The sequence below is a fragment of the Aestuariibaculum scopimerae genome, assembly GCF_059428085.1.
In genome coordinates, this window is the sequence record NZ_CM182089.1 from 3,656,335 (window position 1) to 3,675,532 (window position 19,198).

Below are 19,198 nucleotides of genomic sequence, written 5' to 3' on the forward strand. Positions count from 1 at the left end.
TATATAAATACTTATCATATGGATGTACTTCAAGGTTTTGGCGAATTAGGGATGGGATCGAGGCTTAAAAGAATTAGTGAGCTCTTGATGAAAGAAACCCAGTTGGTCTACAATCACTTTAATGTTGACTTTGACCCCTACCTTTTCCCTATATTCAAAATCATCACTAATAAAGATGGCGTTACCAATACTGAAATAAAAATATTATTGAATGTAACACAACCAGCCATTACTCAAACAATAAATAAATTATTGAAAAAAAAATTAATTGTATTAAATGATGATAAACTGGATAAACGAAAAAAGATCATTCATTTATCCAATAAAGGAAAAAACTTGGTGCAAGACATAAAGCCCATTTGGAAGGCTATCGACAAAGTAATTAAAGCATATACCATGGAGACAACCCATGCTACTTTTATTGAACATTTAAATAAACTTGAAGAAAAATTAAACACACAAAGTCTAAGTAAAACCATTATTGAAAACGTAGAGATGAATGCAACAGACACATTAAAAATAATCGATTTTAAAAAAGAATATGCTCGTGATTTTTACAACTTAAACATTGAATGGTTAGAAACTTTTTTTTATGTAGAACCATACGATGAGGAAGTGTTAAGCAAACCTGAAAATTATATTATAAACAAAGGCGGACACATCTTCTTTGCAAAATTAGATGATTCCATTGTTGGTACAGTAGCTTTAATGCCATTGGCGAACACTCCTTATTTTGAACTAACAAAAATGGCAGTATCTCCTAAGCATAGAGGCCATAAAATAGGTCAAAAAATGATGCAACGATGTGTTGATTTTGCTAAAGAAATGCAAATGCCTAAACTTATTATTTACTCTAATAGAAAACTGGAAAATGCCATTTATATATATAAAAAATATGGCTTTGTTGAAATTCCTGTTGAACCTAACAGTCCTTATAAGCGAGGTAATATTAAATTGGAGTTGGTTTTAAACCGTTCCAATTAATTCAATAACTTTTTAATTATTGCATATTGTAGCAATACAATTGTTCTCGTATCGTGAATCTCTCCATTGTTTAGCATATTTACAGCTGTGCTAAAAGGGAGTTCCAATACTTCAATATCTTCATGCTCACTAGCTACTCCTCCTCCTTCATTAACTTTCATAGCATCCGTATATTCTCCAACAAAAAAGTGCATCTTTTCAGTCATGACCCCCGGCGATGAATAGGCTTCATAAACTTTTTCAACGGTTTTAATCCTATAGCCTACTTCTTCTTCACTTTCTCTAATTATACAAGCTTCTGGATTGTCTTTGTCTAACATACCTGCGCATATTTCAACCAAAAAACCGTCCTCATTTCCATTTAAATAGGTAGGCATTCTAAACTGTCTCGTTAAAATAATTGTTTTCTTTACTTTATTATAGAGTAAAATCCCAGCACCATCACCTCTATTATATACCTCCCGCATTTGTTCTACCCAATCCCCGTTCTTCATTAAGTAATTGAATGTAAACTTTTTTAGAATGTAATAATTATCAGATAGCAGTTCACTCTTAATATTTTTAATATTACTTTTTTTCATTTAATAAACTTTACATCTCTTATAAAATATCCTCTATATCAACACAGCTATAATAACATTGAAAACTTACTGTGATTTTATTGTAAAACCCTTAAAACAAAGACAATAGCTAAAATTAATTGTGTTATACGCCTTACATAATATGTTATAATATTTCTCATTTTTTGATTGTTTTGTGAATAAAATATATTATATTTGATTAAACGTATAACTCATTATTGCGCTAATTATGGCTTCAATTATATTTTCCCTTTTTTTAGTAAACACACCGCTGATAATTAGCCAAACCAGTATTGTAACTGTTTTAATTATTGTTGTTTTATTTTTTTCTATTCTTTTAATATTAGGTATTCGAAAGTCCTATAAACTTAAAAAAGAAAATGAACGCCTTGACAAAATCAGTCAACAAATGGCAGAAGAGGAAAAAAAATATACAGATTTTACTGAAGGCCACATGTACAATAATAACTAAACAAAGCCATATATTTAAAAAAAGCCTGTGTTGTACAGGCTTTTTTTATGGCTTAACTGCGCACCAGTTTTTTATACTTAATACGTTTAGGGGTTAAATCACCTCCTAATCGTTTCTTTTTATTTTCTTCATATTCACTAAAACTACCTTCAAAAAAGTATACTTGGCTATTTCCTTCAAAGGCTAAAATGTGGGTACATATTCTATCTAAAAACCATCTATCATGCGATATTACAACTGCACAACCCGCAAAATTCTCCAAACCTTCCTCCAGTGCACGCAAGGTATTAACATCAAGATCGTTGGTTGGCTCATCCAATAATAGCACATTACCTTCCTCTTTTAGTGTCATAGCTAAATGTAAACGATTCCTTTCGCCTCCCGATAACAGTTTAACTTTCTTATTCTGTTCACCACCGGAAAAGTTAAACCGACTTAAATAAGCACGGGAATTTACTTCCTTACCTCCCATTAAAATAAGCTCTTGTTCATCACTAAAGTTTTGCCATATGGTTTTCTCAGGGTCAATGTTAGAATGACTTTGGTCTACATATGCAATTTTTGCTGTCTCCCCTACTTTAAATTCTCCTTTGTCTGGAGTTTCCTCCCCCATTATCATTTTAAAAATAGTTGTTTTACCAGCACCATTAGGACCAATAACCCCAACAATACCTGCTTGCGGGAGTTTAAAATTTAGATCTTCATACAGCAATTTATCTTCATAGCCTTTGTTAACACCTATGGCTTCAATAACATTGGTTCCTAAACGGGGGCCATTAGGTATATATATTTCTAGCTTTTCGTCCAATTGTTTTTGGTCTTGGCTTAGTAACTTGTCATAGTTATTTAAACGCGCCTTTTGTTTGGTTTGGCGCCCTTTGGCTCCTTGCCTAACCCATTCTAGCTCACGCTCTAAAGTTTTTTGACGCTTAGATGCTGTCTTACTTTCCTGCGCCAAGCGCTTGGATTTTTGATCTAGCCAAGAAGAGTAATTCCCTTTCCAAGGAATGCCCTCGCCCCTATCTAACTCCAATATCCAACCAGCTACATTATCTAAAAAGTACCTATCGTGCGTTACAGCAATAACAGTTCCTTTATATTGTGCCAAATGCTGCTCTAACCAGTGTACCGATTCGGCATCCAAATGGTTGGTTGGCTCATCCAATAATAAGACATCAGGCTCTTGCAACAATAAACGGCAAAGTGCTACACGACGTCTCTCCCCTCCAGATAAAACACTTATCTTTTTGTCTCCCTCGGGCGTACGAAGTGCATCCATGGCAATCTCTAACTTTGTATCCAACTCCCACGCATTAGCGGCATCAATCTTATCTTGAAGTTCAGCTTGCCTATTCATAAGCTTTTCCATCTTATCGGGATCAGAATAGACTTCTTCCAAACCAAACATGTCATTTATTTTGTTGTATTCGTCTAAAATGGCAACCGTTTCAGCAGCTCCTTCTCTAACAATTTCAATAACAGTTTTACTTTCATCTAGCTTGGGTTCTTGTTCAAGGTAACCAACTGAATAATCCTGGGAAAAAACTACATCGCCCTGATAGTTTTTATCCACTCCAGCTATAATTTTTAACAAGGTAGATTTACCCGAACCATTTAGCCCTAAAATTCCAATTTTAGCACCATAGAAAAAACTCAGGTAAATATTCTTTAGCACTGGTGTATTGGCTCCTTGAAATGTCTTGGTTAAACCAGACATTGAAAAAATCACTTTCTTATCGTCACTCATTATACTCTACCTTTTAAAGCATTAAACACCCAAGCAATTGCAAAAAAACCTATACCAACAGCTGCAAACCCCCATCCTGCAACTTCATCATACCTAAAAGCGCCGAGAGCAATTAAACTCAATCCTACTATAATCATAATTGTTGTGGCCCAAGCGAGCACAGTATTTTTATTCATTGCCATATTTGATAATTTAATGTTAGCATAACCCAGACAAGCACCGTGTAGTTATGTAGGTTACACACAAACCGAAACACAAATATCGCATTTTTAAATAAAAAAGCATTCAAAAATTGAATGCTTCTTTATTATCCTAACTATAATTACACTAAAAATCCATTGGAACTTCAATAAATAGTAAACCAGAGTTTGCATTTGCCGTAATTTTAAAGGACTTAGTTTCTGAAACTCCAACCGCATCTCTTGTTTCAAGCTTTTTGTTATCTACAAGTATTTCACCAAATATGGTCATGACGTAAACACCGTGATTTTCACTTTTAAGCGTATAGCTAAATGTTTGTCCTTCATCCAAATCTATTCTAGATATCACAGCGTCTTGATGAATTTTTAAACTCCCTTCATGGGATTCATCTATAGATGTCACCAATGTTTGCAGCTTATTTTCCCTTGCTTTTGCATCAAATGTTTTTTGATCATACCGTGGTTCCACATTTTGTTTGTTAGGCATTATCCAAATTTGAAAAAGTCCCAAATGTTCATCTGAAGATCCATTTATTTCAGAATGCTGAACACCGGTTCCTGCCGACATTACCTGGACTTCTCCTGGCAATACAGACTCCCAAGTATTATGCATAGAGTCACGATGCTTCAAAACCCCTTTTAATGGAATAGTAATTATTTCCATATTGTTATGTGGATGTGTTCCAAATCCCATTTTAGGGGCAATCATATCATCATTTAGAACACGTAAGGCTCCAAAGTGTACTCTTTCTGGGTTATAATAATTGGCAAAACTAAAGGAATGATTTGCTTGTAACCACCCATGATTTGCAAACCCTCTACTATCGGCTTTATGTATTATTGTTTTCATCTGTTTATTTTTATTGTTTTAGAGGTCAGATGGAACACCTTGAATAATCATCTTTGTGTGTGAGTGCAATTATCATGGGTGTTTCATCTGTTTATATTTTAGTATTTCCTATCTCATTTTATCTAATAGATTACTTAATTGCTCTGCTTCAGTTTCATTTAAATTCTTTAATAAGTCAATATTTAAATTATCTGGTATAGATTCCAACAGCTCTAAACCTGCTTTTGTTATAGCTATTTTTACTACACGCCTATCACTTTCACTGGGTAAACGATCAATATAGTTTTTTGAACATAATTTATCCATTAACCGAGTAGCATTGGGAGCTCGTTCAATCATTCGGTCTTTTACCACCTGTACATTTATAGGTTCACCTGCACCCCTTAATATTCTTAATATATTATATTGCTGTGGTGATATCCCATAAGGCTTAAAAAACTCATTTTGGTAACTCGATATCCAGTTAGCTGTGTATAGGATATTAAGTAGTGCCTTTATTCTATTGTTGGCAAATGTTGAATTAATATCTTTACTTATATCTCCCATAACTAAAGTTTTTAAAGTTGTTTTTGAAATTGTGCTACCGCATTTTTTAATTGTGCATCAAGATCTTCGTTAACGATCTTTCCATTTGCAAAATTGTCGTTAAAAAAAGGCAGTGAAAATGATTCAACAATATCCGCATTATGAAAAGGAAATCTGTTTTTTGCTATTTCTAAAACTGATTTACCTCCCCTACTACCTGTAGAAGTTGCCATTAATAGCATGGGTTTGCCAAAAAACGTTTTACCTTCAATTCTGGACATCCAATCCAAAAGGTTTTTAAATACCGTAGCATAGGCACCATTATGCTCTGCCAACGACAGAACAATGCCATCAGTCGTTTTTATTAATTCTAAAAATTTATGTGCATTTTCTGGAATACCTGCTTCTTTTTCCAGGTCTACTCCAAAAACAGGCAACTCAAAATCGTTTAAATCCAAGATTGTCACATCTGTACTATTTAATTGCCTTGAGGCATATGTTGCCAATTGCTTATTAATGGATTGTTTACTATTAGAACCTGCAAAGGCTATTATATTTTTCATATCAATGTTTTTCTTTAATTATGCCACAAATGTACAATAAAATAATTTATTTTCCAAGGAATATATTTCCATGTTATATATTTAATAAAACATTAACACTATTCTGCTTTATAAATTTGAAACTTTTGTATTTTAGCTTCAAACTAATATTGAATGGATTTAAACTTCAACAAAAACGAAGATCACAATAAACTTTTAGTATCTGAACTAAATAAGCGCTTAGGAAATGTACATCTAGGGGGCGGTAAAAAGAATATAGAAAAGCTACATGCCAAAGGAAAAATGACAGCTCGCGAGCGTATTGATTACCTTTTGGATACTAATTCTAAATCCATAGAAATTGCTGCCTTTGCTGGCGAGGATATGTATTCTGAACATGGTGGTTGCCCATCAGCAGGTGTTGTGGTTAAAATAGGGTATATTAAAGGAAAACAATGTATTGTTGTAGCTAATGATGCTACCGTTAAGGCTGGAGCATGGTTTCCCATTACTGCTAAGAAAAACTTAAGAGCCCAAGAAATAGCCATCGAAAATAAAATACCTATCATTTACCTTGTAGACAGTGCGGGTGTGTATTTACCTTTACAGGACGACATTTTTCCAGACAAGGAACACTTTGGCCGTATTTTTAGAAACAATGCTATTATGAGCAGTATGGGCATTACGCAAATTGCTGCTGTTATGGGAAGCTGTGTTGCAGGTGGCGCTTACTTACCTATTATGAGTGATGAAGCTCTAATTGTTGATAAGACCGGTAGTATTTTTTTAGCGGGAAGCTACTTAGTAAAAGCTGCTATTGGCGAAACTATAGATAATGAAACCTTAGGGGGTGCAACTACCCATTGCGAAATATCTGGTGTAACCGACTATAAGGCTAAAGACGATAAAGACGCCTTAAACACCATTAAAAATATTGTTGATAAAATAGGCGACTATACCAAAGCTGGTTTTAATAGAGTAGAACCACAAAAACCCAAAGAAAACCCCGAGGATATTTATGGTATTTTGCCTAAGTCGAGAGCAGACCAATACGATATGCACGATATCATTAAGCGTTTGGTAGATAACTCTGAATTTGATGAGTACAAAGCTGGTTACGGTAAAACCATTATTACTTGTTATGCCAGAATTGATGGCTGGGCGGTTGGCATTGTTGCCAATCAGCGTAAACTAGTAAAAACCAAACAAGGCGAAATGCAATTTGGTGGTGTTATATACAACGATAGTGCCGACAAGGCCACTCGCTTTATTGCCAATTGCAATCAAAAAAAGATACCCTTAGTGTTCTTACAGGATGTAACAGGCTTTATGGTAGGAAGCAAAAGTGAACATGGTGGCATTATAAAAGACGGTGCTAAAATGGTAAATGCTGTTAGTAATTCTGTGGTTCCAAAATTTACAGTTATTATTGGCAATAGTTATGGTGCAGGTAATTATGCCATGTGTGGCAAAGCTTACGACCCCAGACTTATAGTAGCCTGGCCTAGTGCCGAGCTTGCTGTAATGAGTGGCAATAGTGCTGCAAAAGTACTATTACAAATTGAAAAAGCCTCTTTAGAAAAAAAAGGTGAAAAAATCACTAAAGAAAAGGAAGAAGCACTTTACAGCAAAATAAAATCAAGATACGATACACAGGTATCTCCTTACTATGCAGCGGCACGTATATGGACGGACGCTATTATCAACCCTCTAGACACCCGAAAATGGCTTAGTATGGGTATTGAAGCGGCCAACCACGCCCCTATTGATAAAAAATTCAACTTGGGTGTTATACAAGTTTAATTGGGTTTTTGTTGTTTTTTTACGTATCTTAATAGTTGTAAATCAACAACTTTCTAAATTATGGAAACCATTAAACCTCTTAATAAGTGGGCCAATAGGCATACTTATATTCCGTTAGACTTATTACGCATTGCCTTGGGGGTCTTTTTATTCATTAAAGGCATTAGCTTTATTTCCAATAGCGAAATGTTAATAGAACTTTTTAAACCTTTTCAAAATATGGCAGGTGGCATGTTAGTTATTCACTATGTAGCACCGGCACATTTTATTGGAGGTATTTTAATTGCCTGTGGATTGCTAACCCGATGGGCTATTATAGCACAACTCCCTATATTAATTGGAGCTATACTAATAAATTTTGTGGGAGATATGAATACCGCTAATTTATATTTAGCCATTATAACCCTAATAGTTTGTGCTTTCTTTATGCTTTATGGTTCAGGTAAACATTCTTTGGATTACTACTTTAAAATGCAACAATAAGTTTGCAACCAGTCCTTTTTAATATGGAAACACCTTAGTGTTGTAACAACGCTAAGGTTTTTTTACGTTGAATTTTGCCCGTAGGTGTCTCTACAAATGCTGATACATTATATATTTTCTTCGGAATTTCATATTTCTGCAATTTTAAAAATACCGAATCGTCTAAGACATTGGTGTTGCCCTCTAAAACCAAAATAACCTGTGCCCCCAGCACATCGTGCGGTTCAGATGCTATAAAAAAACGTTGCCGTATGGTGTTTTGAAGTTTTGTCTCTATTTGTTCAGGAAATAGTTTAATGCCTCCAGAATTAATAACATGGTCATAACGTCCCAACCACTCAAATTCGGTTTTAGAATGTATTGTTACCACATCGTTTGTTATAATTTTATTTTCTGAAAGTCTTGGCGCATCAATAACCAAACAGTCGCGGGTATCTTGCGAAATAGAAACATGGGGAAGTGTTTTAAAAAATGATGGGTTTAAATTTTTACTTATTGATTTAAAACCATTAAGCTTTTTTAGGGCTATATGGGTAACGGTTTCCGTCATGCCATAAGTTTCATATACCTGGCATTTTAATTTTTTAATTTTTGTTCGTAATGTATGCGAAACTGGGGCACCTCCAACTATAATAATTTGAATATGGGAACAATCCATTAGTGTGCTTTCTAATTGTAAAGGTACCATAGCACAAAACTTATAGTGTTTACCCTTATCAATAATAGGTGTTGATGTTGGTTTAACCAAGTCAAGTTCCAAACCTAAAACCAGGGCTCTTACTAACATCATTTTACCAGCAATATATTGGGGTGGTAAACAATGTAATGCTGCATCGCCTGGGTTTAAATTAAAAAAATCGCCCGTAGCTATAGCAGAGTTTACCATAGCCTGCTTTTTAATTTTAATGGGTTTGGGTGTTCCGGTAGAACCGGAAGTATAGACATTTATATATGCTTTTTCGTCCAGCCAATCAAGCAAAAAATTTCCAATGTTTTTTTGATAGGAAGCACCTTCTTTTACAAAGTCATAAGCAACCTCTACAAGGTCTTCATGCGAGTAATGAAAACCATTTAGTTTAAAACGGTTATGGACTTTATTATAGTTGGGTATCACTGGCTCCTATAGCTTCTATATTTTGTTGAACTTCTGGTACTGGCTTTTCAACGGCCCCAAACAGTTTGCCCTTCCAATCGGTCCATTTATATATTTTGGATAGTATAAACAACAGTATGGGAAACACGACAAATACCGGTACAAAAATTTCCATGAGCCCCATTTCTTCAGGATTAGACATATCCTTTAAAACGGAGTGTGTTTGAAATGCCGTCCAATCTGCTGTTACCAAAAGTGCCGTAAACAAATTATTAGCAGCATGAAAACCTAGTGATAATTCTATGCCTTCATCCATTAGCGTCATAATCCCTAAAAACAATCCGGTTCCTATATAATAAACCATAATTACATAGCCTAATTTGTCTACTTCTGGATTTGCTATATGCAATAAGCCAAAAACCAATGAAGTGATAATTAAAGGCACCCACTTGTTTTTTACAATAACTCCTATACCTTGCATTAAATACCCTCTAAACAAATATTCCTCAAAACTTGTTTGTAGTGGCACAAAAATAATGGCTATAACACAAAGTATTAAAAACGGCACTAAATTAAAATTCACTACATAATCCTCTGGGGCCATCATATAATCCAACAATACCAACCCACTAGAGCCCAACCCCCAAACAAAAAATACCAACCAAAAGCGCTTCCAGTCTATTTTCTTTCTAGTAGTAGTTAATTGTGTAATGGATTGCTTGTGCAGGTATTTAACCACTATTAGCAAGGCTACCAAACCTATGGCAAAAGACAGCAACATTAAAAACAAATTTAAATTGGGTTCTAAAAGCGACATCATTTTAGTTTCGTCCAATTTGGTTAAATCATTACCGCTTTTAAATGCCTTAAGCATAACTGCTATTGTAAAGGGTACTTGCCCTATAATAACGGCCATAATAACTATTGCCAATCCTATTAAATACCGCCACCATTCGTGCAATGCTTTAAATGCTTGTGCTATGTACATATATTATAAATTAAAATTCCAATCAATGTCTTTGTTATACTGCAATGTGCCACTAACTACTTGTAAAGGCGCATCAAAATTATTTGTAAATAAACCACCAGTTCCTAAACCCTGCGGTAATTTGCTTTGCTTTGTATAAGTATATTGGGCTATGGCATTAAGCCCTACATTACTTTCTAAAGCACTGGTAATCCACCACCCTATCCGTTTCTTTTCGGCTATGGCAATCCATGAATCACTACCCCTAAACCCTCCAACCAAACTTGGTTTTAAGATAATGTATTGCGGACAAATGGTTTGTAGCAATTTCTCTTTTTCTGTTACAGCAAACACACCAATTAATTCTTCATCAAGAGCAATGGGCAATGGCGTTTCATTACACAACTTAGCCATGGCATCTATTTGCCCCTGTTTAATGGGCTGTTCTATGGAGTGTAGTTTAATATCTGATAAAATTTTCAACTTTTCTAGGGCTTCCTCTGCTGTAAATGCACCATTGGCATCTACACGTAACTCAATATCACTTACCGAAAATTCCTTTCTAATGGATTTTAAGAGGTTAACTTCTGTTTGAAAATCAATAGCACCAATCTTCATTTTAATGCATGTAAAGCCTGCATCAATCTTTTCCTTAATCTGTTGTTTCATAAAGGTTTCTGTGCCCATCCAAATCAAACCATTAATGGGAATGGCATCGGTACCTTCAGTAAAGTAGGACGGAAATAATTTAAAAGGGTCTTGACTTTCTAAAGATCTAAAGGCCGTTTCTAATCCAAACTGTATACTGGGGAATGGCATTAGGGCATCTAACAAGGCATCTAATCCTAAATGCATGTTTTGGCAAACCCATTGCAAAGTGGTTTCATAATCGGGTCTATCGTCTGCAGATAGGCCCCTAAACAATCCACACTCTCCAATTCCCAATTTGTTTTCCGACCTTAAAATAAGAAACCAGGTTTCCTTGGTTTTTAAAATGCCCCGCGAAGTACCGCTGGCTTGTTTAAAGTTTAAAATGTACTTTTTGTAAGTTGCTTCTATCATTTATAACTCTATGCTTTCACCTATTTCCAACAACATTAAATCTTTTCCTTTATCAAAAAATTTGCGCTTGGCCTCTTCATGGTCTATTTCTATATATCCAAAAGTATCGTAATGGCAACCCAGTATTTTATCGCATTGTACAAAATCGCTTGCTGTAATAGCATCGTCTATCCCCATAGTAAAATTATCTCCAATGGGTAAAATAGCCAAGTCTAGTATAATACCTTTAGGAATTAACTTCATGTCAAAAGACAAAGCCGTATCGCCAGCTATATAAACATTTTTGTGCTCGCCTTCTATTACAAAACCACCAGGTTGTCCGCCATAACTTCCATCTGAAAAGGACGAGGAATGAATAGCATTTACATATTTAACAGTACCAAACTCAAAATCCCAACTACCGCCATGGTTCATAGGGTGCCCTTCAAATCCCTTCGCTTCGTAATACATAACAATTTCAAAATTTGAAATAATAACGGCATTGGTACGCTTTGCTATGGCTTCTACGTCCAGCACATGGTCGCGATGTGCGTGTGTTAATAAAATGTAATCTGCTTTAAGAGTGTGAATGTTAATATGAGCAGCTTTATCGTTTGCAGTAATAAACGGATCTACAAGAATATTTACATCGCTTACTTGTATGCCAAAACTTGAGTGACCGTAAAATGTAATCTTCATGTGGTTATAAATTAAAAAGATTAAACAATTAAAAGATTAAAACTAAGCACCTTGTTACTAGAAAATTAATTTTTTTGATGGTAGCTCTAAATGCCAACTTAAAATACAAAAAAATTATAACAAATAGCCCACCCCCATAAGTACAGCCAAAAGCACCGTAGATAGTGCCACCTTCTTTAATTCAGGGTCTAATAAACTGGAATCTTTATTGTTTAATACTGTCTTAACATGTAACAATAAGGGAATGTATGCAATAAAAAATATTAAATCATAAAAGTCTGTATAATACAATAATGCGTGCAAAATAGATAAGCCAATGGCCATGAATATTAATGCTAGGTGATATTTTTTAGCATTAGATATTCCCAATTTAACAGCCAATGTTATTTTATTCGATTTCGCATCTGATACAATATCACGCATGTTATTAAGATTTAAAACGGCAACACTTAACAAACCAATGGTACAGGCAGGTAGAATTACCAAATGGTCTATGGTTTTGGCATATAATACATACCCACCAATAACACTAATCAACCCAAAAAAAACAAATACAAATAAGTCTCCCAGGCCCTTATACCCATAGGCATTATTACCAACGGTGTAACGAATAGCAGCAACAATACTGGCAATGCCTATTAAAAAAAATACAAGCGTTAAAAAAAAGTGCTTTACTCCAAAGGCCGAGAAAATAAGGAAGAAGGACAACCCTATAGAAATTAAAACGCTTATTTTTATGGCATTAAACATATCATCAGGAGAAATTTGTCCCGTTTGTATAGCACGGTCTGGCCCTACCCTGTCATCATTATCGGTGCCTTTTACGCCATCGCCATAATCATTGGCCAGATTAGAAAGAATTTGAAAACTTAAGGTTGTTAAAATAGCCAAAACACAAATTTTCCAATTAAAATGACCATTATAACTTGCATAACAAGACGCCAAAACAATACCGGAAATGGATAGTGGAAGCGTTCTTAAACGCATACTTGAAATCCAAACAGAAATATTTTTCATATTATAATTAAGGGATCCATTTTTTAACAAAGTTGGGCTTACGTTTTTCCAGGAAAGCATTTCTACCTTCAACGGCTTCATCGGTCATGTAAGCCAATCGTGTTGCCTCTCCTGCAAATACTTGTTGGCCCACCATACCATCATCTGTCAAATTCATGGCAAACTTAAGCATTTTAATAGAGGTTGGCGACTTAGCTAATATTTCTTGAGCCCACTCATAGGCCGTAGCTTCTAACTCGTTGTGTGGTATAACGGCATTTACCATGCCCATTTCAAATGCTTCTTGTGCCGAGTAGTTTCTACCCAAGAAAAAGATTTCGCGTGCCTTTTTTTGCCCGACCATTTTAGCCAAATATGCCGAGCCGTATCCACCATCAAAACTGGTAACATCAGCATCGGTCTGTTTAAAAATGGCATGCTCTTTACTGGCCAGGGTTAAATCGCAAACCACATGCAAGCTATGGCCACCACCTACAGCCCAACCTGGTACAACAGCTATAACAGCTTTGGGCATAAATCGAATTAAGCGTTGTACCTCTAAAATATTCAAACGGTGGTACCCATCTTCACCAACATAGCCTTGATGGCCACGAGCCTTTTGGTCGCCTCCAGAACAAAAGCTCCAAACACCATCTTTGGTTGATGGCCCTTCTGCCGATAGTAAAACTACACCTATATTTACATCTTCATTGGCATCGTAAAAAGCATCGTAAAGTTCGCTTGTAGTCTTAGGCCTAAAGGCGTTGCGTACATTAGGGCGGTTAAACGCTATACGCGCTACACCATTGCACTTTTTATATGTAATATCTTCGTAGGTTTTTGCAGTAATCCAATTAACCTGATCCATGTTTTTAATTTTAGTCAAAAATAAATTTTATTTAATAAAAACACTGCTTTCGCCTTAAAAAATAAAAATCTTCAAAATAAAACTTAAAAAGCGTAACCTTTAACTTGAGTAAATTCTTGTAAAATCAAAAAAAAGACTACTAAAAAGCAAATAAACTCTTAAAAAAACATCAAATACATAAAATAATAGGCTGTTTTTTATGATTTTAAAATAAGTACAAGTACGTATTTGATTGTAGTCTTTTATTTATTACTTTTGTGTAAAATTATTTTTTACTGACAAAATATGATTTTTTATCGTTTTTTTTTGTATCTTGTCGACCATTTAATCCCAATCATCCTATGATAGCTATCGTTATAATTTCAGTTTCAGCGCTTGTTGTTATCAATTTTTTGTTATTAAAATTTAGTTGTAACAAAACCCCAAAAAGAAATAAAGTAAGTGAAATGCCTGTAATATTAAAGCCCGATACTGCTTTAAAATTAGATTTAAAACCCGAAAGGTTAGCACCTACAGGCAGTTAAATCTAAAAATCACTTTCTGTTCTTTTACTAGCAGTTACAGTAAGCCACTGTAACGCCACACTTTCTTTCTCTATAACTACCACATTATTGTTGTATTTCCAGATTTTTCTAGCAAGTCATTTGTTTTACTAAAATGTTTGTTTCCAAACCAATACCCTCTATTGGCACTTAATGGCGATGGGTGGCCGCTGGTTAATACCCAATGTTTGCTTTTATCTATTAATGTTGCTTTTTGTTTGGCATACCCACCCCAAAGCAGAAAAACAACACGCTCTTTTTGGGTACTTATGGTTTTTATTACGGCATTGGTAAATGTTTCCCAACCTTTATTTTGATGACTACCTGCTTGGTGGGCCCTAACGGTTAATGTAGCGTTTAGCAATAATACACCCTGTTGCGACCAGCGCAGTAAGTTTCCGCTTTTTGGGTACGGTACACCCAAATCGGTTTCTATTTCCTTAAAAATATTGATTAAGGATGGCGGGTGCTTTATGCCTTCCTTAACAGAAAAACAGAGTCCGTGCGCCTGCCCCACATCATGATACGGGTCTTGCCCTATAATAACCACTTTTACATCATTAAACGCACAATGGTTAAAGGCATTAAAAATCTCATTACCGGGTGGAAAACATTCGTGGGTTCTATATTCATTTTTCACAAATGCTACCAACTGCTCAAAATAAGGCTTATTGAATTCTGGCTGTAAATGGGGTTGCCAGCTTTTGTGTATATCTACTTGCATGGGTTTTATTTTTAAGAAGCACAAAGTTAAAAACTATAAGCCTACGGCTACCTATACACCATCATTTTTAATATAAATTTTAAAAAATGAAAATTTACAAAAACAAGTAACCCTCAATAATAGAACAAGTTACGTTGTTTTAAGATGTTAAATTTTGTTAATATTTGTCCAAATTGTGGTTAACCGTAAAATTAAGTGAATAGCTTGTTTTATTTTTATTCTATATAAAAAGCCCCAAGCTTTATGAAACGAATAGTTACACATTTACCTATACCATCTTTAAACTTTTTATCCTTTTCTAAGGGCTGTTGCACAAGTCTTGTTGCCAAAGCTGTATGCTCCCTAAAAATTACTATAAGAAACATGGTTTTTATACCCATAACTTTAAAATTTATGGGTAGCTATTTATGCTTTATGGGTAGAATTTTAAAAATTATGCATAGAAAAACACATTTTATGGGTTTAAAACTAAAAACTATGGGTAGAAAAAATGTTTTTATGGGTAGTAAAGGCAAAGTTATGGGTAGAAAAAACATTTTTATGGGTAGAAAATCCAAAAACCTTTATAGAAACTCTGGATTTCTTATAAGAAATTTAAAATTCTTTCTAAAAAATACCGCATTTCCTTTAAAAAATGGAACATATTATTTGGTAAAAGGCTTTTTTAAAAATAGAAAATTAGTAACCCTTAATACATAATTATAATTAATGAAAACACAAAAAGTAATTATTGATACTAGTAAGTACAATGATGCAGAATTAGATCAATTAGTAGAAAGCATTATTACGTCTATGACAGGTAATGCCAATTTTACCACACCAGACCCAACACTGGAGGATGTTGGAACAGCACTTGATGCCTATAGGGTTGCTTTAAATGAAGCAGCCACAGGCAATCATGCAGCAATTGCCGATAAGGCACAAAAACGTGAAGCGCTAGAAGTGCTTATAAAAGATCTAGGGCTTTATGTTGAAAAAATATGCAAAGGCGATGTGGTAAAGATTATTAGCTCTGGATTTAAGGCCAGTAAGGCCCCGGCTCCAGTGGGGCCACTTCTAAAACCATCATATTTTGTAGTAAAACCTAAAAATAAGGGTGAAATTTTTATTGATTGCAACACTGTTAAAGGTGCCAAAGCCTATCAATTTGAATATAAGGAAGTAGGAGCTACTATTTGGAACATTATTGTTGAAACCAAATCGAAACTCTTGCTAACGGGACTTACCAGTGGGCAAGAATATATTTTTAGGGTGCTACCCATTGGAGCCAGTTCTACTAGAACATACAGTGATGAATTAAGAAGTTTTGTACTGTAACCCAAACTGATTTTTAAATAGGATAAATTAACACCGGTTACTAATTTTAGGCAAATCAATACCATTTGATTTGCCTTTTTTTATTGCTATACCATACTGCCCAAACGGCAGATTTTTGAATTTAAGCCGTAGGCGAAATAATCTTTTATCTTAAACAAATTTTATCGTTATTTGCTTTAAAGACCTTTACATGAGAAAATTAAAATTCCCTACGGCACAAACGGTTCTTATTATTATTGCCGGATTTGTTGCTTTGCTAACCTGGATGGTTCCTTCAGGAAAATTTGATTCACTAGCCTATAATAAAGAAACCAATACCTTTACCAAAACCAGCTTAGAAAAAACAACCAGCTTGCCCGCTACCCAAGAAACTTTAAAGGACTTAAATATTAAAATTCCACTGGAAAAATTTACCAGTGGCGATATTTGGAAACCTATTAGTATACCCAACACTTATAAAAATGTTGAAGCCAGCCCCCAAGGGTTTGTGGCTTTTATACAATCGCCCATTAAGGGTATTATTGAGGCTTCGGATATTATTTTTCTAGTATTGTTTATTGGGGGGCTTATTGGTATTATGAACTATACAGGCGCTTTTGATGCTGGTATTACTTGGCTGGCAACTGTTTTAAAAGGCAAGGAATATTTGCTCATTATTTTGGTAACAGCATTAATTGCCATTGGGGGCACTACCTTTGGTTTGGCTGAAGAAACCATTGCCTTCTACCCTATTTTAATCCCTATTTTCCTGGCAGCTAAATATGATGCCATGGTAGCTCTAGCTAGCATTTATATAGGCTCTTCTATAGGCACTATGTGCTCTACTACCAACCCATTTAGTGCCATTATTGCCTCAGACGCTGCTGGAATTAATTGGACTACGGGCTTAACCGGGCGTTTTATTATGCTTGCTTTAGGTACCTTAATCTGTATTATTTATATTATATGGTATGCACAACGGGTTAAAAAAGATCCTTCAAAATCGGTTATCTACGATCAAAAAGCAGCTATTGAAAAGGCCTTTGGCAATACCACAAATGCTAAAATATCTTTAAATGTACATTTAGGGAGCATGCTGTTTGTTTTTGCTATGTGCTTTGTGGTGATGATTTATGGTGTATCGCAATTGGAATGGTGGTTTTTAGAAATGAGCGTGGTATTTTTTGTTGGTGCCGTTCTTATTGGTTTTATTGGTAACATTAAAGAATCTACATTTGTAGATGTATTTGTTAAGGGTGCCAGCGATTTGCTTGGGGTTGCTCTAATTATAGGCATTGCCCGTGGCATTACGGTGTTAATGAACGACGGACAAATAAGTGACACCATGCTATATTACGCCAGCAGTGCCACCAATGGCATGAACAAAGGCTTGTTTATTAATGCCATGCTGTACATTTATGGAGCCTTATCCTTCTTTATTCCGTCATCTTCTGGAATGGCAGTACTAACCATGCCCATTATGTCGCCTTTGGCAGATGGTGTGGGTATAGGCAGGGAATTGATTGTAAATGCCTACCAATATGGTATGGGGCTATTTGGTTTTATTAATCCCACAGGGCTAATTTTGGCCTCTTTGGCTATTGTTAAAGTAGGTTACGATAAATGGTTAAAGTTTGTAATGCCATTAGTAATTATATTAACCTTGTTTACTATGCTGGTGCTAACGGTTTCGGTCTATTGGTAAAATTAGGCTAGAATTTTAACCAATAATTCTTTAAGCAAGTCCCCTTGTGGCACAGCATTGGAACCTACCCCCTTGCTTTTTACATCAAACTCCCTAAGTGTGGCCACTACGCCACTAACTTTACGCATGGGGTAATTTTTGGCTGCTGTAATGTACTCATTAACAAAGTAAGGGTTAATTTTAAGTGCAGATGCCACTGTGCGTGGCGATTTATCACTTAATCCATGAAAATGGAGCAATTGCGAAAAGAAATTAAACAGTAAGGATACTGTTACCACCATAGGGTTGTCTTTTGGGTTTTCGGCAAAATAATTAACAATCTGGTGGGCTTTCACCACATTTTTATTACCTATGGCCTTTCTCAGCTCAAAGTTATTATAGTCTTTACTTATTCCTATATTTTCTTCTATATGTTCTGGTGTAATCTGTGTGTTCTGGGGCAGGATAATTTGAAGCTTTTCAAGTTCGTTGTTAATCTTGCTTAAATCTGTGCCCAAAAACTCCACCAGCATTTGCGCTGCTTTAGGCTCTATACTATATTTTTTTGAAGCCAGTATCCGCCTAATCCAATCTGCTACCTGGTTTTCATATAGCTTTTTGCTTTCATAAACCACGCCTGTTTTTTGAAGGGTTTTATAAAGCGCCTTGCGTTTATCAATGGTTTTGTATTTATAATTAATTACCAATACAGTAGAGGGTTGTGGGTTTTTAGCGTAATCGGCCAATTTTTCAATACTGCGCGATAGGTCTTGTGCCTCCTTAATAATAAGTACCTGGTACTCTGCCATCATAGGATAACGTTTGGCATTGCTTACTATATCGTCTATGGTTACATCGCGCCCATAGAGCAGCATTTGGTTAAAGCCGCGTTCCTCTTCTGCTAGTACATTGGCTTCAATAAACTCCGATATTCTATCAATATAATAGGGTTCTTCTCCCATTAAAAAATAAATGGGTTTTAATTGCTTGTTTTTAATATCGGTTACCAATTGCTTTACTTCGTCCAACTTCTATGTGTTTTTATTATGAAATTCATTGGGCCCTTGCCTGCTTTTTGAAACGACAAAACCTGTTTGTATT

At 35.1% G+C, this 19,198-nt stretch carries 22 protein-coding genes; 7 read left to right on the forward strand and 15 right to left on the reverse strand.

Annotated features, from left to right (window positions below):
- The first annotated feature begins 18 nt into the window (after positions 1-18).
- A complete protein-coding gene (locus tag AC5SR4_RS15855) occupies positions 19-984 on the forward strand; it encodes a GNAT family N-acetyltransferase (protein WP_495357258.1) in 966 nt (321 codons plus the stop codon).
- Here the strand turns inward: AC5SR4_RS15855 and nudK are convergent.
- On the reverse strand, positions 981-1,565 hold the full coding sequence (gene nudK, locus AC5SR4_RS15860; protein ID WP_495357259.1) for a GDP-mannose pyrophosphatase NudK: 585 nt from the start codon (positions 1,563-1,565) through the stop codon (positions 981-983). The two genes, AC5SR4_RS15855 and nudK, sit on opposite strands and share 4 nt — an antisense overlap.
- Positions 1,566-1,794: 229 nt before the next feature.
- On the opposite strand from nudK, the gene AC5SR4_RS15865 reads away from it, so the two are divergent.
- Complete coding sequence (locus AC5SR4_RS15865; protein WP_495357260.1) at positions 1,795-2,037, forward strand: hypothetical protein; 243 nt, start codon at positions 1,795-1,797, stop codon at positions 2,035-2,037.
- A 52-nt stretch (positions 2,038-2,089) separates the two neighbouring features.
- Here the strand turns inward: AC5SR4_RS15865 and ettA are convergent, their stop codons facing one another.
- The 5 genes from ettA to AC5SR4_RS15890 all read right to left on the reverse strand — a co-directional run bounded on the left by ettA (position 2,090) and on the right by AC5SR4_RS15890 (position 5,922).
- Positions 2,090-3,784: an energy-dependent translational throttle protein EttA gene (gene ettA, locus AC5SR4_RS15870; RefSeq protein WP_495357261.1), complete on the reverse strand. Its 1,695-nt coding sequence runs from the start codon at positions 3,782-3,784 to the stop codon at positions 2,090-2,092.
- On the reverse strand, positions 3,784-3,966 hold the full coding sequence (locus tag AC5SR4_RS15875; RefSeq protein ID WP_495357262.1) for a CAL67264 family membrane protein: 183 nt from the start codon (positions 3,964-3,966) through the stop codon (positions 3,784-3,786). Before AC5SR4_RS15875 ends, ettA begins: the two co-directional genes overlap by 1 nt.
- Positions 3,967-4,111: 145 nt before the next feature.
- Positions 4,112-4,834, reverse strand: coding sequence for a pirin family protein (locus AC5SR4_RS15880; RefSeq protein ID WP_495357263.1), 723 nt, complete (start codon positions 4,832-4,834; stop codon positions 4,112-4,114).
- 108 nt (positions 4,835-4,942) lie between these two features.
- Positions 4,943-5,380: a MarR family winged helix-turn-helix transcriptional regulator gene (locus AC5SR4_RS15885; RefSeq protein WP_495357264.1), complete on the reverse strand. Its 438-nt coding sequence runs from the start codon at positions 5,378-5,380 to the stop codon at positions 4,943-4,945.
- Between the two features lie 11 nt (positions 5,381-5,391).
- Positions 5,392-5,922 (reverse strand): NADPH-dependent FMN reductase, encoded by a 531-nt coding sequence (locus AC5SR4_RS15890; protein WP_495357265.1) that lies wholly within the window; start codon positions 5,920-5,922, stop codon positions 5,392-5,394.
- Between the two features lie 153 nt (positions 5,923-6,075).
- On the opposite strand from AC5SR4_RS15890, the gene AC5SR4_RS15895 reads away from it, so the two are divergent.
- Complete coding sequence (locus AC5SR4_RS15895) at positions 6,076-7,704, forward strand: acyl-CoA carboxylase subunit beta (protein WP_495357266.1); 1,629 nt, start codon at positions 6,076-6,078, stop codon at positions 7,702-7,704.
- A gap of 60 nt (positions 7,705-7,764) precedes the next feature.
- Positions 7,765-8,187 (forward strand): DoxX family protein, encoded by a 423-nt coding sequence (locus tag AC5SR4_RS15900; RefSeq protein WP_495357267.1) that lies wholly within the window; start codon positions 7,765-7,767, stop codon positions 8,185-8,187.
- Positions 8,188-8,221: 34 nt separating this feature from the next.
- Here the strand turns inward: AC5SR4_RS15900 and AC5SR4_RS15905 are convergent, their stop codons facing one another.
- The 8 genes from AC5SR4_RS15905 to AC5SR4_RS15940 form a co-directional block, all read right to left on the reverse strand.
- Positions 8,222-9,301: an AMP-binding protein gene (locus AC5SR4_RS15905; RefSeq protein WP_495357268.1), complete on the reverse strand. Its 1,080-nt coding sequence runs from the start codon at positions 9,299-9,301 to the stop codon at positions 8,222-8,224.
- Positions 9,285-10,268 (reverse strand): CPBP family intramembrane glutamic endopeptidase, encoded by a 984-nt coding sequence (locus AC5SR4_RS15910; RefSeq protein ID WP_495357269.1) that lies wholly within the window; start codon positions 10,266-10,268, stop codon positions 9,285-9,287. Before AC5SR4_RS15910 ends, AC5SR4_RS15905 begins: the two co-directional genes overlap by 17 nt.
- Positions 10,269-10,271: 3 nt before the next feature.
- Complete coding sequence (locus tag AC5SR4_RS15915) at positions 10,272-11,309, reverse strand: o-succinylbenzoate synthase (RefSeq protein ID WP_495357270.1); 1,038 nt, start codon at positions 11,307-11,309, stop codon at positions 10,272-10,274.
- Complete coding sequence (locus AC5SR4_RS15920; RefSeq protein ID WP_495357271.1) at positions 11,310-11,987, reverse strand: metal-dependent hydrolase; 678 nt, start codon at positions 11,985-11,987, stop codon at positions 11,310-11,312.
- Between the two features lie 114 nt (positions 11,988-12,101).
- A complete protein-coding gene (gene menA / locus AC5SR4_RS15925; RefSeq protein ID WP_495357272.1) occupies positions 12,102-13,004 on the reverse strand; it encodes a 1,4-dihydroxy-2-naphthoate octaprenyltransferase in 903 nt (300 codons plus the stop codon).
- Between the two features lie 7 nt (positions 13,005-13,011).
- Entirely contained in the window at positions 13,012-13,851 is an 840-nt protein-coding gene (locus tag AC5SR4_RS15930; protein ID WP_495357273.1) for a 1,4-dihydroxy-2-naphthoyl-CoA synthase, read from the reverse strand.
- Between the two features lie 600 nt (positions 13,852-14,451).
- Positions 14,452-15,117, reverse strand: coding sequence for a uracil-DNA glycosylase (locus AC5SR4_RS15935; RefSeq protein ID WP_495357274.1), 666 nt, complete (start codon positions 15,115-15,117; stop codon positions 14,452-14,454).
- A gap of 215 nt (positions 15,118-15,332) precedes the next feature.
- Complete coding sequence (locus AC5SR4_RS15940) at positions 15,333-15,482, reverse strand: hypothetical protein (RefSeq protein ID WP_495357275.1); 150 nt, start codon at positions 15,480-15,482, stop codon at positions 15,333-15,335.
- 70 nt (positions 15,483-15,552) lie between these two features.
- Here AC5SR4_RS15940 and AC5SR4_RS15945 point away from each other — a divergent pair, with 70 nt between their 5' ends.
- The 3 genes from AC5SR4_RS15945 (at position 15,553) to AC5SR4_RS15955 (ending at position 18,118) form a co-directional block, all read left to right on the forward strand.
- Positions 15,553-15,816 carry a hypothetical protein gene (locus AC5SR4_RS15945; RefSeq protein ID WP_495357276.1) on the forward strand — a complete coding sequence of 88 codons (264 nt, stop codon included), beginning with the start codon at positions 15,553-15,555 and terminating at the stop codon, positions 15,814-15,816.
- Between the two features lie 9 nt (positions 15,817-15,825).
- Positions 15,826-16,434, forward strand: a complete 609-nt coding sequence (locus tag AC5SR4_RS15950) for a fibronectin type III domain-containing protein (protein WP_495359207.1) — start codon at positions 15,826-15,828, stop codon at positions 16,432-16,434.
- Between the two features lie 190 nt (positions 16,435-16,624).
- Positions 16,625-18,118: a YfcC family protein gene (locus AC5SR4_RS15955; protein ID WP_495357277.1), complete on the forward strand. Its 1,494-nt coding sequence runs from the start codon at positions 16,625-16,627 to the stop codon at positions 18,116-18,118.
- A 2-nt stretch (positions 18,119-18,120) separates the two neighbouring features.
- On the opposite strand, the gene holA is transcribed toward AC5SR4_RS15955, so the two are convergent.
- Positions 18,121-19,125: a DNA polymerase III subunit delta gene (gene holA / locus AC5SR4_RS15960; RefSeq protein WP_495357278.1), complete on the reverse strand. Its 1,005-nt coding sequence runs from the start codon at positions 19,123-19,125 to the stop codon at positions 18,121-18,123.
- Positions 19,126-19,198: the final 73 nt, after the last annotated feature.

Bases quoted from the DNA above. Each gene is read 5' to 3' on its own strand.
- AC5SR4_RS15940 (WP_495357275.1), bottom strand. From the start codon at position 15,482: ATGTTTCTTATAGTAATTTTTAGGGAGCATACAGCTTTGGCAACAAGA.
- AC5SR4_RS15915 (WP_495357270.1), bottom strand. From the start codon at position 11,309: ATGATAGAAGCAACTTACAAAAAGTACATTTTAAACTTTAAACAAGCC.
- AC5SR4_RS15945 (WP_495357276.1), top strand. From the start codon at position 15,553: ATGCATAGAAAAACACATTTTATGGGTTTAAAACTAAAAACTATGGGT.
- AC5SR4_RS15955 (WP_495357277.1), top strand. From the start codon at position 16,625: ATGAGAAAATTAAAATTCCCTACGGCACAAACGGTTCTTATTATTATT.
- AC5SR4_RS15855 (WP_495357258.1), top strand. From the start codon at position 19: ATGGATGTACTTCAAGGTTTTGGCGAATTAGGGATGGGATCGAGGCTT.
- AC5SR4_RS15950 (WP_495359207.1), top strand. From the start codon at position 15,826: ATGAAAACACAAAAAGTAATTATTGATACTAGTAAGTACAATGATGCA.
- AC5SR4_RS15920 (WP_495357271.1), bottom strand. From the start codon at position 11,987: ATGAAGATTACATTTTACGGTCACTCAAGTTTTGGCATACAAGTAAGC.
- AC5SR4_RS15910 (WP_495357269.1), bottom strand. From the start codon at position 10,268: ATGTACATAGCACAAGCATTTAAAGCATTGCACGAATGGTGGCGGTAT.
- ettA (WP_495357261.1), bottom strand. From the start codon at position 3,784: ATGAGTGACGATAAGAAAGTGATTTTTTCAATGTCTGGTTTAACCAAG.
- AC5SR4_RS15885 (WP_495357264.1), bottom strand. From the start codon at position 5,380: ATGGGAGATATAAGTAAAGATATTAATTCAACATTTGCCAACAATAGA.
- menA (WP_495357272.1), bottom strand. From the start codon at position 13,004: ATGAAAAATATTTCTGTTTGGATTTCAAGTATGCGTTTAAGAACGCTT.
- AC5SR4_RS15875 (WP_495357262.1), bottom strand. From the start codon at position 3,966: ATGGCAATGAATAAAAATACTGTGCTCGCTTGGGCCACAACAATTATG.
- AC5SR4_RS15890 (WP_495357265.1), bottom strand. From the start codon at position 5,922: ATGAAAAATATAATAGCCTTTGCAGGTTCTAATAGTAAACAATCCATT.
- AC5SR4_RS15865 (WP_495357260.1), top strand. From the start codon at position 1,795: ATGGCTTCAATTATATTTTCCCTTTTTTTAGTAAACACACCGCTGATA.
- AC5SR4_RS15930 (WP_495357273.1), bottom strand. From the start codon at position 13,851: ATGGATCAGGTTAATTGGATTACTGCAAAAACCTACGAAGATATTACA.
- AC5SR4_RS15900 (WP_495357267.1), top strand. From the start codon at position 7,765: ATGGAAACCATTAAACCTCTTAATAAGTGGGCCAATAGGCATACTTAT.
- AC5SR4_RS15895 (WP_495357266.1), top strand. From the start codon at position 6,076: ATGGATTTAAACTTCAACAAAAACGAAGATCACAATAAACTTTTAGTA.
- nudK (WP_495357259.1), bottom strand. From the start codon at position 1,565: ATGAAAAAAAGTAATATTAAAAATATTAAGAGTGAACTGCTATCTGAT.
- AC5SR4_RS15880 (WP_495357263.1), bottom strand. From the start codon at position 4,834: ATGAAAACAATAATACATAAAGCCGATAGTAGAGGGTTTGCAAATCAT.
- AC5SR4_RS15935 (WP_495357274.1), bottom strand. From the start codon at position 15,117: ATGCAAGTAGATATACACAAAAGCTGGCAACCCCATTTACAGCCAGAA.